Origin of the sequence: Asanoa ishikariensis (assembly GCF_900107455.1) — a bacterium.
GTDB lineage: Bacteria > Actinomycetota > Actinomycetes > Mycobacteriales > Micromonosporaceae > Asanoa > Asanoa ishikariensis.
The window spans coordinates 932492-944487 of sequence record NZ_FNQB01000002.1 but is presented as its reverse complement, the minus strand read 5'-3'; the positions used below and the strand labels follow the sequence as shown (position 1 = coordinate 944487).

The following is an 11996-nucleotide window of genomic DNA, read 5'->3' as shown; positions in this document are numbered from 1 at the left end:
CATCAGACGGTGCCGAACCGGGGCGACAGGGCATAGCGCAGCAGCACTACGTCGCCCACCTGGCGAACCTCGGCCAGGGTCGCCTGGCGCTCCTGGCACCAGGGGAAGTCCCCGTCGCCGACGAACCTGGGTGCCTTGGAGTCGCCGACGAAGAACGGTGCCACCACCAGGTGCAGCTCGTCGGCGAGCTCCTCGCACAGGAACTGGGTGTGGATCGTGCCGCCGCCCTCGACCATCAGCCGGCTGACGCCGCGAGCGTAGAGGTCCTCGGTGACCTGGCGCAGGTTGACCGGCTGACCGCCGTCGACGACGGTGGCATGCGCGCCCAGTCGCCGCCGGGTCTGTTCCACGGTGGAGGTCGCGCAGTAGACGAATTTCTCGGCGTCCTCCGACTGGAAGAAGGCGGCTTCCGCGTCGAGGTCGCCGCCCTCGGTGACGGTCACCTTGCGCGGCGTGGGGTGCTCGCCGCGGGCCACCCGGGCCGCCCGGTGCTCCGGCGACTTCACCACGAGACGCGGGTTGTCGCGACGGACCGTCTCGGCGCCGACCAGGATCGCGTCGCAGCTCGCCCGAACCTCGTCGACCCGGTGGAAGTCGGCCTCGTTGGAGAGCATGAGGCGGTCGTCGGCGGTGTCGTTGACGTATCCGTCGATCGACATCGCACAGCTCAGCACGATGTAGGGCCGCTCAGCCATGGCTGTACTCCGGTTGCCGGTGGACACGCTCATGTTCCAGCATTACCGGTTTCTCCGCAGCGCGACGGGCGTCCGCCCAACGCAGCACCAGCACCACGGCCCCCGGCAGGCTCGCGACCAGCGCCAACACGCCGAACACGACCGCGGTCGCGACGCCCTGCTCGGAGGTCAGACCGGCGGCGCCGAACGCCCAGGCGGCCACCCCTTCGCGCGGACCCCAGCCCGCGATGTTGCAGGGCAGCGCCATCGCCAGCAGGGCGAGCAGGGTCAGCGGGGCTAGCAGGGTCAGCGGGGCGGTGGCTCCCGCCGTCCGCGCCGCGACCAGGAAGGTGATCAGGTGACCGGCCAGCACGGCCGCGGTGGTGAGCACCACGCCGATGCCGGTGCGGGCCGAGAACAGGCCGGTGCGGATCCGCATCCGGCCCTTGACCAGGTACGCGACCAGCGCCACGACCGCCAGCGCGGCCACGGCCATCGGCATGTGCCTACGCACCGGCGACGGGAACACGGCCAGGGTGATCACCGACAGGGCGATCGTCACCACGAAGCCGGCCATCCGTTCGACCACGACCGCGCGTACGCCCAGTTTGACGTCGCCGATGTCCTTGCCGTGCCGGACCGCCCGGTGCACGTCGCCGACCACTCCACCGGGCAGCGTCGTGTTGAGGAACTGCGCCCGGTAGTAGGCGCCGACCGCCTCCCGCAGCGGCAGCGTCACGCCGAGCCCGCGGGCCACCAGCGCCCACCGGTAGGCGCAGGCCACGGTGGTCACTACGCCGATCGTGAAGGCGATGGTCACCGCGGTGGCGTTGACCCCGCGCAGGCCTGTGAGGAACGGCCCACTGCCCAGCCGCCAGACCAGCACGACCAGCACGGCCCCGCCACCGACGAGGCGGGCCCAGCCCCAGAACTGTGCCCGGGTCACGGCGTGGCCAGCAGGTCGACGTGGTGGACGGTCGCGGTGAGGCGCCCGTCAGCGATCTCCGCGAGCCGGCGGCGGGCGTAGCCGGTGGAGGGCTTGCCGAGCGCGGGCACCTGCTCGACGGCGGCGTCCAGCCACTCCTGGAACCAGACCACGAGCAGATCCCGGTCGTCCACGCCGAGCTCCCAGGGACTGGGCCGCAGCGTGGTCGACACCCCGTGACGGGCGAACGCGTCGGACAGCGCGGCTACCGCGTCCGGGCCGAGCAGGCGGCGACCACCCACCGCGCGCCGCTGGTGCGCGTTGAAGGCGGCCGCGACCTCGTCGTCGAACGGGTCGGCCGGGTCGAGCTCCACCCGCCCGACGACCGACAGCATGATCAACGCGGGTACGCCGGCCCCCGCGCACGCCGCCGCGATCGCCTCGACCTCGTCGAGGGTCAGCACGTCGATCAGCGCCGAGGCGGTGACCAGGTCGGCCCCGGCCAGGTCGGCGGCGGTCAGGGTGCCCAGATCGCGCTGCCGGGTCGCGGCGGTGATCTGCTCCGGCTTGCCGGACATGGCCGCGGCCAGCAGGTCCGGGTCGCGGTCCCACATGATCCAGTGCTGCGCGGCCGGTAGCTGCGGTGCGAGCCAGCGGGCCGCCGAGCCGGTGCCGCAGCCCAGGTCGTGGATCACCAACCGGCTCGCCGCACCGATCCGCTCGTGCACCTCGGCGACGAGCTCGGCGGAGCGTGCGGCCGCGTCGGCGGCTTCACGCAGGCGCAGCCAGTTGGGGCTGGCCTTGGGCATCAGGGCGCTCGTCATCTGCTCGTGCTCTCCCGCATCGCGACCGTGGACAGGACATCGGAGGCCAGCTTCGCGGTGACCGGCCAGCCCGTCAGCGTCGTGCGACGTTCGAGGGCGGACCTGCGCAGCGCGTCACGGGCGGAGGGTTCGGTGAGCCAACGCCGCAGCGCGGCGGCCAGCGCGCCGGAGTCACCGGGCGGGACCAACATCCCGGGCCGGCTGCCGTCGGGTGCGCGGCCCAGCGTGTCGGGCAGTCCCTGGGCGGTGGTGGTCAGCACGGGGATGCCCCGGGCCAGGGCCTCGGTGACCACCATCCCGTACGAGTCCGCGCGGGACGGCAGCACGAGCAGGTCGGCGTCGGCGTACGCGGCGTCGAGGTCGGCACCCACCAGCGGGCCGGTGAACCGCATCGCGGCCGGCGCCCGCCCGCGCACCTCGGCGGCGAAGTCGGGCTCCCGGTCCAGCGAGCCCACGCACCGGCAGCTCCAGCCCGCCTCGGGCAGCGCTGTGAGGGCGTCGGCGAGCACGTCCTGGCCCTTGTGGGGCAGGACGGCGGCGACGCAGAGCAGCCGCTCACCGGTCGCGCTGGGCGACGTGACCGGTTGGGGCTCGACGCCGGGCGCGGCCGCCGTGGCCACGACACCGTAGGCGTCGGCGAGGTGCCGGCGGCACCACTCGCTGGTGGTCAGGACCGCGTCGGCGGCGGCCAGCACGGCCCGCTCGGCCGGCGTGCCGAACACCATGTGGGCCAGCACGACGAGGCGCAGCCGACCGACCCGGTCCACCGGCACGTCCGGCGCCAGCAGACCGTCGACCAGGACCAGATCGCCGTCGGGCAGTGCATCGAACACCGGACCCAGCGGAGCACCGACCGGAACCAGGTGCTCACGCACCGTCCAGCCGAGCCCCACCAGGGCATCGAGGACCCGGCGGTCGTACGCGTTCCCACCGCTGGGGAATGCCGGGTTGTCGATGTCGTCGGGCACGATGACCTGTACGCCGCCCGGCGGCGAAAGGTTCACAGCGATCGCTCGTAGCTCGCCCACGCGATGTGCGACTCGTGCAGGGTGACGGTGATGCCGGCCAGCTCCGGCCCGCCCGCACCGAGCGCGCCGGAGGAGGCCCGCTCGGCCAGCCGGTCCGCGATCACCTTCGCCAGCACCTCGGTCGTCGTGTTCATCCCGGCCAGCGTCGGGTCGTCGTCGAGGTTGCGCAGGTTGAACTGCCCGACGATGGCCTTGAGCTCCTCGGAGGCCAGGGCGATGTCGACGACGATGCCGTCCGCGTCGAGCTCGGCCCGCCGGAACGTGGCGTCGACGAGGAAGGTCGCACCGTGGAGCTGCTGAGCCGGGCCGAAGACCTCGCCGCGGAAGCTGTGGGCGATCATCATGTGATCGCGCACCGTGACGCTGAACATGTGTTTCTCTACTCTCCGTAGGTGATGACGTGGCACAACCCGGCCAGGCTGCCAGACGCGAGTGCGGGGAGCACGTCGGGTAGACGCTCGAACGGGTGTTCGCCGCTGACCAGGGCGTCGAACGTCGGATCGCGGAGCAGGTCGAGGGCGAGCGCGATCCGGTCCGCATAGGACCGGCTCGAACGCCGGGCCGGCGCGACCATGCCGACCTGGCTCGCCCGGATGGCGAGGCGTCCGGAGTGGAACCCGGCACCGAGCGGCACGCTGACCTCGCGGTCGCCGTACCAGCTCAGCTCGACCACCGTGCCCTCCGGGCGGAGCAGAGCCAAACTTCGACGCAGGCCCGCCTCCGAGGCGCTGGCGTGGAAGACCAGATCACGACCGGTCGCGGCGTCATCCGGATGGGCGAAGTCGACACCGAGTTCCGCCGCCGTCGCGGCTCGCGCGGGGTCGACGTCGACGAGCTCGACCGCCACGCCCGGGAACCGCGCCAGCAGCCGCGCGACGCCGCAACCGACCATGCCGCCACCGACCACAGTGACCCGGTCGCCGACCAGCGGTGGCGCGTCCCAGAGCGCGTTGACCGCGGTCTCCACCGTGCCGGCCAGCACCGCGCGCGACGGTGGCACGTCGTCCGGCACCGGGACGACCGCTGACGCGGGCACCACATACGCGCTCTGATGTGGGTAAAGGCAGAACACCGTGCGCCCGAGCAGCTCGGCCGGGCCCTGCTCGACCACGCCCACGTTCAGGTAGCCGTACTTCACCGATCCGGCGAAGTCACCCTCCTGGAAGGGCGCGCGCATGACCGTATGCTGGCTCGCCGGCACAGCGCCGCGGAACACCAAGGTCTCGGTGCCCCGGCTGACACCGGACCGGATCGTGCGGACCAGAACCTCGTCGGGACCGGGTGGGTCGACGGCGGCCGGGCGGATCTCGCCGAAGCCGGGCTTGACCACCCAGAATGCGCGTTCCGACAGGCTCATTCGTGGCTCTCCGTCATGTTCATGAACCGAACGATCCCATCTCCCGTGCTATCTGGTGCCGCTTCATGACACGGAGGAACGATGCGCCTGGTTCGGTCCGGCCCCCTGGTCGGCATGTTTGCCCAGCTCACAGTGCTTGTTGCGGTGGGGGCCGCGGTCGGCATGGGCGCTGTCGCCTGGTTCACAGGCGTCGCGTTCGCACTCGTCACGATGATCCTTCTCCAACACGGACTGTCATCATCCGGACTCAACGGGTACGGCCCAGCCGACTGGGTGACGGCCGGTCGGACGACCCTGATCGGGGTGGTCACGGCGCTCGTCGTCGACTCGCTCGAGCACGCGCCGGCGGTCGGTGCGATCGTCAGCCTGGTGGTCGTCGCGCTGCTGCTCGACGGCGTCGACGGGCAGGTAGCCCGGCGCACCGGCACGACGTCGGCGTTCGGCGCGCGGTTCGACATGGAAGCCGACTCGTTCCTGCTCCTCGTGCTCAGCCTGTACGTGGCCGGTTCCGCCGGCTGGTGGGTGCTGGCGATCGGCGGCATGCGGTACGCGTTCCTGCTCGGCATCTGGTCGACCCGCTGGATGCGCGGCACGCTCCCGCCCCGCTACTGGCGCAAGGTGGTGGCCGCGACCCAGGGCATCGCGCTGATCACGACCACTGCCGGCGTGCTGCCGTTCCGGGCCAACGTGGTGCTCCTCCTGGTCGCGTTCGCGCTGCTGGTCGAGTCGTTCGGGCGCGACGTGGTGTGGCTCTGGCGTGACGGTCACCCGGCTACCCGTACCCAGGTCATCGGTAGGCTCCTGCCTCGTGAATGAGCAGGAACGATGGTTGTGGCCGGCCGGCAGCGCGACGGGTGTCGGCTCGATGCCCGGCACCGACATCGCCGAGACGCAGCGGGTGGTGCTGGGCGAGCTTCCTGACCTGCCGCATCTCCCCGAACTGCCGGACCGGGGCGCCGGTGCCGACATCATCGGGCGGACGTCGGCGTTCCTGGTCGACATGCCGGTCGAGGTCTATACCGGGCGCTGGCGGATCGCCTCCCGGCCCGGTCGCGACCTGCGCCGCGCGTTCGACCTGCTGGACCGCGACCTCGACCAGCTCACCGAGCAGGGTGACGGCTACACCGGCGTGGTCAAGGTGCAGGCGGCCGGGCCGTACACGATGGCCGCCGGCGTTGACCTGCCGATCGGTGGGCGCCTGCTGCGCGACCCGGGCGCGGTCCGCGACCTGACCGCGTCGCTGGCGGAAGGGCTGCGGCGGTACGTCGAGGACGTGCGGCGCCGGCTGCCCGGCGCGACCGTGCTGCTCCAGATCGACGAGCCGTCGCTGCCGACGGTGCTGGCCGGCCACGTCCCGACCGAGAGCGGGTTCAGCGTGTACCGGCCGGTCGAGGTCACCACGGCCACCGACGCGCTGCGCGAGCTCGTGTCCCGGGTCGACGCGCCGACGGTGTTCCACTGCTGTGCGCCGGACGTGCCCATCTCGCTGCTCGTCGCGGCGGGCGCCAGCGCCCTGTCGATCGACCTCTCGCTGGTCACGGCCCTCGACCCGCTGGGTGAGGCGATCGACGCCGGCGTGGGCCTGCTGGCCGGCGTGGCGCCGACCAGCGGCACGCGCGCGCCGAGCCACAAGGACCTGGTCGACCGGGTACGCACGGTCTGGCACCACCTCGGCTTCGATGCGCGGCTGCTGCCGCAGCAGGTGGTGGTGACGCCGACCTGCGGGCTGGCGGGCGCCTCCCTGACCTACGCCAAGGACGTGCTCGCGGCCTGCCGGGACGCCGGGCGTCGGCTCGTCGAGGAATAACCGGCGGCCAGGTAGGGAAAGATGTCGGGCATGATCGGCCGCCTCTACAACGTCGTGATCGACTGTCCGGATCCGTCCGCTCTGGCCGGGTTCTACAGCGAGTTGCTCGGCATGCCCGTCACGCACAAGCGCGAAGGCTGGGTGGTGATCTCGGACGACCGGGTCCGGATCGCCTTCCAGCTCGCGTCCGACCTGCGCGAACCGCGCTGGCCCGACCCGGAGCGGCCGCAGCAGCTCCACCTGGACGTGATGGTCGACGACATCGACCAGGCGGAGTCGCAGGCCATCGCTCTGGGCGCGAAGCGGCTGCCCGGTGACGGGGCGGACTTCCGGGTCTTCGAGGACCCGGCGGGGCACCCGTTCTGTCTGGTGTTCGAGGTCTGAGACTTTGTCGTACGGGGCGGCTAGGTTGCTGGGTAGACCTAGTCCTCCCGGAGGTAGCGCGCGGTGTCCGAGGAAGCCCTTCCCTCCCAGGCGGTGACGGCGGCCCAGGCGGCGGCCGCGGGTGACGAGCCGCCGCCCGAGGCCCGTGAGCGACACGCGGCGCTGGCCGACGAGATCGACGGGCACACCTACCGCTACTACGTGCTCGACGCGCCGACGGTGTCCGACGCCGACTTCGACGCGCTGCTGCGCGAGATCACCGCGCTAGAGGACGAATATCCCGCCCTGCGCACCCCGGAGTCGCCGACCCAGCGGGTCGGCGGGTTCACCACCGAGTTCACCGCCGTCGAGCACCTGGAGCGGCTGCTCAGCCTCGACAACGTGTTCAGCACCGAGGGGCTGGCCGGCTGGGCCGAGCGCACGATCCGCGACGCGGGCGGGCCGGTGCGGTTCCTGTGCGAGCTCAAGGTCGACGGCCTGGCGATCAACCTGACCTACGAGAAGGGCCGGCTGGTCCGCGGCGCGACCCGGGGCGACGGGCGCACCGGTGAAGACGTGACCGGCAACGTCCGCACGATCGAGGGCATCCCCGAGCGGCTCAAGGGCAAAGACGTCCCGGAGCTGCTCGAGGTGCGCGGCGAGGTCTACTTCCCGATCTCCGCGTTCGCCGACCTCAACGCCGGCCTGGTCGAGCAGGGCAAGGCACCGTTCGCCAACCCCCGCAACGCCGCGGCCGGCAGCCTGCGGCAGAAGGACCCACGGGTGACGGCTTCCCGGCCGCTGCGCATGGTGGTGCACGGCATCGGCGCCCGCAAGGGCTTCGCGCCCAGGTCGCAGTCCCACGCCTACGAGTCGCTGCGCCGGTGGGGGCTGCCGACCAGCGAGCGGTGGAAGGTGGTCGACGACCTCGCCGGGGTCGACGACTACATCGCCTACTACGGCGCGCACCGGCACGATGTCGAGCACGAGATCGACGGCGTGGTGGTCAAGGTCGACGAGCTCGCGTTGCAGGGGCGGCTCGGCTCGACCAGCAAGGCACCGCGCTGGGCGATCGCCTTCAAATACCCGCCCGAAGAGGTCAACACCAAGCTGCTCGACATCCAGGTCAACGTCGGCCGCACCGGGCGGGTCACCCCGTTCGCCGTGCTCGAGCCGGTCAAGGTGGCCGGGTCGACGGTCGCGCTGGCCACGCTCCACAATGCCCGCGAGGTCGAGCGCAAGGGTGTGCTGATCGGCGACACCATCGTGCTGCGCAAGGCCGGCGACGTGATCCCCGAGGTGCTCGGCCCGGTGATCGGGTTGCGCCCGGCCGACGCGCGGCCGTTCGAGATGCCCACCGAGTGCCCGAGCTGCGGCACCACGCTGGCCCCGGCCAAAGAGGGCGACGTCGACATCCGGTGCCCCAACGCCCGGTCGTGCCCGGCCCAGCTCCGCGAGCGGGTGTTCGCCCTGGCCGGGCGGGGCGGGCTCGACATCGAGGTGCTCGGCTACAAGGCGTCGACGGCGCTGCTCGAGTGCGGCGCGATCACCGACGAGGGCGACCTGTTCGACATCGACGCGCTGGCGCTGCGCGACTGCCCGTTCTTCGTCAACAAGGACGGCACGCTCGGCAGCAACGCGGTCAAGCTGCTCGACAACCTCGAAGAGGCGAAGGCGCGCCCGCTCTGGCGGGTGCTGGTCGCGCTCTCCATCCGGCATGTCGGTCCGACCGCGGCCCAGGCGCTGGCCCGGCATTTCGAGTCCGTTGAGCGGATCGACGAGGCCGACGTCGAGGAACTGTCCGGCGTCGACGGCGTCGGTCCGACGATCGCCGTGAGCCTCAAGGAATGGTTCGCGGTCGACTGGCACCGCGAGGTGGTCCGCAAGTGGCGGGCGGCCGGCGTGCGGATGGCCGAGGAGCGCGCCGACGAGGGGCCACGCCCGTTGGAGGGCCTCACCTTCGTGGTCACGGGCACCCTCGCCGAGTTCTCCCGCGACCAGGCGACCGAAGCCATCGCCACGCGTGGCGGCAAGGTCACCGGTTCAGTATCCAAGAAGACCGACTTTGTCGTCGTAGGCGACAATCCCGGCTCCAAGTACGACAAGGCGGTGTCCCTCAAGGTTCCCGTCCTCGACGAGGCTGGCCTGCGGATATTGCTCTCCGACGGGCCCGACGCGGCACGCGCCGCTGCGGTGAGTGACGACTCCTGAGCTGACGGCTATCGGCCCATAGTTGCCCGCTTGCCGTCTATACCAACTTAATTACGACTCTGTCCCTTTCGCTCGGTTGGCGTATGGCAACCATAGGGTGGGATCTTTAGTGCACTGTGGCCGGCGCCGGGGGGCGCATTGTGTGGGGCGAGCGGGGAGGTGGGGATGGACGCTGCCGCGCGTCGTAACTACGTTCCCGCCGAACGGGCGCGGTCGTTCTACACGTTCGTCGGTGCGGTCATCGCCGCGGCCGTGCTGGTGGCCGCCATGCCGGTCGCGCGGCTGACCGAGACGCTTCCTGACCTGCCGGCCGCGTTCTGGGTGATGGCGGCGCTGGCTGTCCTTTGTGACTACCGGCCGTTCACGCCGCCCGGCCGCCGCCAGAGCTCCGCGGTTTTCCCGTCCATCTGCTTCACGTTCGCGATCCTGCTGGCGTGGGGGCTCGGCCCCGCCGTGCTGGTGCAGGCGGCCGCGGTCGTGGTGTCCTCATGGCGGATGCGGCACGCGGTGTGGCGCGCGGTGTTCAACATCGCGCAGTACACGCTGGCTCTGGGCGCGGCGGAGGCGGTCACCTACGCCCTGGGCGAGACGGCGTTCGGAGAGGGCTCCGGTCCAACCTGGATCGACGTGGCCGCGGTGACACTGGCGGCGGTGGCCTGGTTCGTCGTCAAGTACGGCACAGTGACCATCGCGGTTCGGCTGCACTCCGGCGGCAACTGGTGGACCACCTTCCGCCAGGGTGTCGCCTTCGAGTCCGTCTCGATCGGCGCCCTGCTCCTGCTCGCTCCGATCCTGGTCGGGCCGGCGTCGCACAGCGTCGCGTTGATCCCGCTGATGCTGGTGCCGCTGTTCGCGGTCTACCGGATGTCGCGCCTGTCGTCCGAGCAGGAGCAGCTTGCCCGGCTCGACCCGCTCACCGGCCTGGCCAACCGCAAGGCCCTGCTGGCGGAGGTGCACGAGCAGGCCACCCTGCACTGCGCCCGCGCCGCGGCTGGCGCGGCCGACCGGCACTTCGCCCTGCTGCTGCTCGACATCGACCGGTTCAAGCACGTCAACGACGCGCTCGGCCACGCGGTCGGCGACCAGTTGCTGGTCGAGGTGAGCGGCCGCCTGGTCGAGGCGGTCGACCGGCACGACGTCGTCGCCCGGCTCGGCGGCGACGAGTTCGCCATCCTGACGCCCCGGTTGACCGACGCCGCCGGCGCCCGGGCGCTGGCCGACCGCATCGTGACCGCGCTGTCCGAGCCGGTCGCGCTGGACGGCCTGCCGCTCGACGTCGCCGGCTCGATCGGCATCGCGCTGTTCCCGGAGCACGGCGACGACTTCGCGACGCTGATGCGGCACGCCGACGTGGCCATGTACGACGCCAAGCACCGCAACGACACGGTCGTCGTCTACAAGCCCGAGTCCGACCACAACACGCCCGAGCGCCTGAGCCTGCTCGGCGACCTGCGGCGCGCGCTCGACCCGGACCTGGCCACCATGGCCGCCGGCGAGATCACGATGTACTACCAGCCGCAGATCGAGATCCAGACCGGCGAGGTGGTCGGCGTCGAGGCGCTGCTGCGCTGGCGGCACCCGACGCGCGGCATGGTCGACCCCGAAGAGCTGATCAAAGTGGCCGAGCAGAGCGCGGTCATGCGCCTGCTCACCCGCCGGGTCGTCGACGACGTGGTCGAGCAGTTGGCCAAGTGGCAGGCCGCCGGTGTGACGCTGCGGGCGGCCGTCAACGTCAGCATCCGCGACCTGCACACCCTGGAGATCGTCGACCAGATCAGGGAACGGCTGGCCCGCTTCGGGGTCTCTCCCGACCAGCTCCAACTGGAGATCACCGAGGGCGCCCTGATGGCCGACCCGCGGCGCGTGCTGGCGACCATCTCGGAACTGGCCAAGCTCGGCGTGGCGATCGCCCTGGACGACTTCGGCACCGGCTACTCGTCGATGCAGCACCTGCGCCGGCTGCCGTTGACCGAGGTCAAGGTCGACCGCTCGTTCGTGCTGGGCATGGCGACCGACGCCGACGACCATGCCATCGTCCGCACCGTCATCGACCTGGCCGGCGCGCTCGGCCTACGGGTGGTCGCCGAGGGCGTCGAGGACGAGCGCACCTGGCGCCTGCTCCGCTCGGTCGGCTGCCACGTGGCGCAGGGCTGGTTCTACGCCCGCCCGATGCCGGCCGACGAGCTAGTCGAATGGCTGGGCCGCTACCGCCCGCTCACCCCGAACAACTGAAGCAAGGGACCCTTCTTATCGCTTTCCGCATAGGAAGGGCCCCTTGCTAACCCGGCCGCGGTCCGCGGCTCCGCGTCGTAAACGCGAAGGTGGCGGGCACTGGGCCCGCCACCTTCGCGTTCTCAGGTTCTGACTTAGGCGGCCCGCAAGGGCTCCGCCACCGTCTGGTCGTGCGGCGCGTTCTGCACGACCAACTCGTGGACCACCCTCTCGGTGGTGACCTCGTGGCTGACCAGGTCGGCCACGGCGAGCAGGGCCAGGCCGGCGGCGTTCGCGAAGACCAGCCAGGTCTGGGTGGCGCCCGTGAAGGTCAGCGCGGCGACCAGTGACCAGAGCGCCGCCACCGCCACGATGCCGTGGCCGATCCTGGTGGCCCGCTGGGTCGCCCGGACGGCGCTGAGGCCGGCTAGCAGCGTCACCCCGGCGCCCACCGCGAAGGCGAGCCAACCGGCGGTCCCGGACGTGAACGTCATCGCGGCGACGAGCAGGAACGCTCCCGCGGTCAGGTAAACCATGTCCAATGCGAAGCGAGACGAGAGTTTCATGACTGACACCTCTGTTGTTGCGATGAGGCG

At 71.5% G+C, this 11996-nt stretch carries 12 protein-coding genes; 5 read left to right on the top strand and 7 right to left on the bottom strand.

The window, feature by feature from the left end:
- Positions 1 to 2: 2 nt before the first annotated feature.
- Genes BLV39_RS18700 through BLV39_RS18675 form a run of 6 tightly spaced genes read right to left on the bottom strand, consistent with a single transcriptional unit; the run spans position 3 to position 4808 of the window.
- The gene (locus BLV39_RS18700; protein WP_090793890.1) at positions 3 to 695 is read right to left on the bottom strand and encodes a RibD family protein; all 693 of its coding nucleotides are present in this window, start codon (positions 693 to 695) and stop codon (positions 3 to 5) included.
- Positions 688 to 1620, bottom strand: coding sequence for a lysylphosphatidylglycerol synthase transmembrane domain-containing protein (locus BLV39_RS18695; RefSeq protein ID WP_090793887.1), 933 nt, complete (start codon positions 1618 to 1620; stop codon positions 688 to 690). The genes BLV39_RS18700 and BLV39_RS18695 overlap by 8 nt, the downstream gene beginning before the upstream one ends.
- Positions 1617 to 2423: a class I SAM-dependent methyltransferase gene (locus BLV39_RS18690; protein WP_090793885.1), complete on the bottom strand. Its 807-nt coding sequence runs from the start codon at positions 2421 to 2423 to the stop codon at positions 1617 to 1619. The genes BLV39_RS18695 and BLV39_RS18690 overlap by 4 nt, the downstream gene beginning before the upstream one ends.
- Positions 2420 to 3427, bottom strand: a complete 1008-nt coding sequence (locus tag BLV39_RS18685) for a glycosyltransferase family 4 protein (protein WP_090793882.1) — start codon at positions 3425 to 3427, stop codon at positions 2420 to 2422. Before BLV39_RS18685 ends, BLV39_RS18690 begins: the two co-directional genes overlap by 4 nt.
- On the bottom strand, positions 3424 to 3822 hold the full coding sequence (locus BLV39_RS18680) for a 6-pyruvoyl trahydropterin synthase family protein (RefSeq protein WP_090793880.1): 399 nt from the start codon (positions 3820 to 3822) through the stop codon (positions 3424 to 3426). The genes BLV39_RS18685 and BLV39_RS18680 overlap by 4 nt, the downstream gene beginning before the upstream one ends.
- 8 nt (positions 3823 to 3830) lie before the next feature.
- The gene (locus tag BLV39_RS18675; RefSeq protein WP_090793877.1) at positions 3831 to 4808 is read right to left on the bottom strand and encodes a zinc-dependent alcohol dehydrogenase; all 978 of its coding nucleotides are present in this window, start codon (positions 4806 to 4808) and stop codon (positions 3831 to 3833) included.
- Positions 4809 to 4889: 81 nt separating this feature from the next.
- Here BLV39_RS18675 and BLV39_RS18670 point away from each other — a divergent pair, with 81 nt between their 5' ends.
- The 5 genes from BLV39_RS18670 to BLV39_RS18650 all read left to right on the top strand — a co-directional run bounded on the left by BLV39_RS18670 (position 4890) and on the right by BLV39_RS18650 (position 11421).
- Complete coding sequence (locus BLV39_RS18670; protein ID WP_090793875.1) at positions 4890 to 5624, top strand: CDP-alcohol phosphatidyltransferase family protein; 735 nt, start codon at positions 4890 to 4892, stop codon at positions 5622 to 5624.
- 49 nt (positions 5625 to 5673) lie between these two features.
- On the top strand, positions 5674 to 6615 hold the full coding sequence (locus BLV39_RS18665; protein WP_090797517.1) for a uroporphyrinogen decarboxylase/cobalamine-independent methonine synthase family protein: 942 nt from the start codon (positions 5674 to 5676) through the stop codon (positions 6613 to 6615).
- Positions 6616 to 6645: 30 nt separating this feature from the next.
- Positions 6646 to 6999: a VOC family protein gene (locus BLV39_RS18660; protein ID WP_176984971.1), complete on the top strand. Its 354-nt coding sequence runs from the start codon at positions 6646 to 6648 to the stop codon at positions 6997 to 6999.
- A 63-nt stretch (positions 7000 to 7062) separates the two neighbouring features.
- A complete protein-coding gene (gene ligA, locus BLV39_RS18655) occupies positions 7063 to 9189 on the top strand; it encodes an NAD-dependent DNA ligase LigA (RefSeq protein ID WP_090793869.1) in 2127 nt (708 codons plus the stop codon).
- A 165-nt stretch (positions 9190 to 9354) separates the two neighbouring features.
- Entirely contained in the window at positions 9355 to 11421 is a 2067-nt protein-coding gene (locus BLV39_RS18650) for a putative bifunctional diguanylate cyclase/phosphodiesterase (RefSeq protein WP_090793865.1), read from the top strand.
- A gap of 134 nt (positions 11422 to 11555) precedes the next feature.
- Here the strand turns inward: BLV39_RS18650 and BLV39_RS18645 are convergent, their stop codons facing one another.
- Positions 11556 to 11966 (bottom strand): hypothetical protein, encoded by a 411-nt coding sequence (locus tag BLV39_RS18645; RefSeq protein ID WP_143049805.1) that lies wholly within the window; start codon positions 11964 to 11966, stop codon positions 11556 to 11558.
- Positions 11967 to 11996 lie beyond the last annotated feature (30 nt).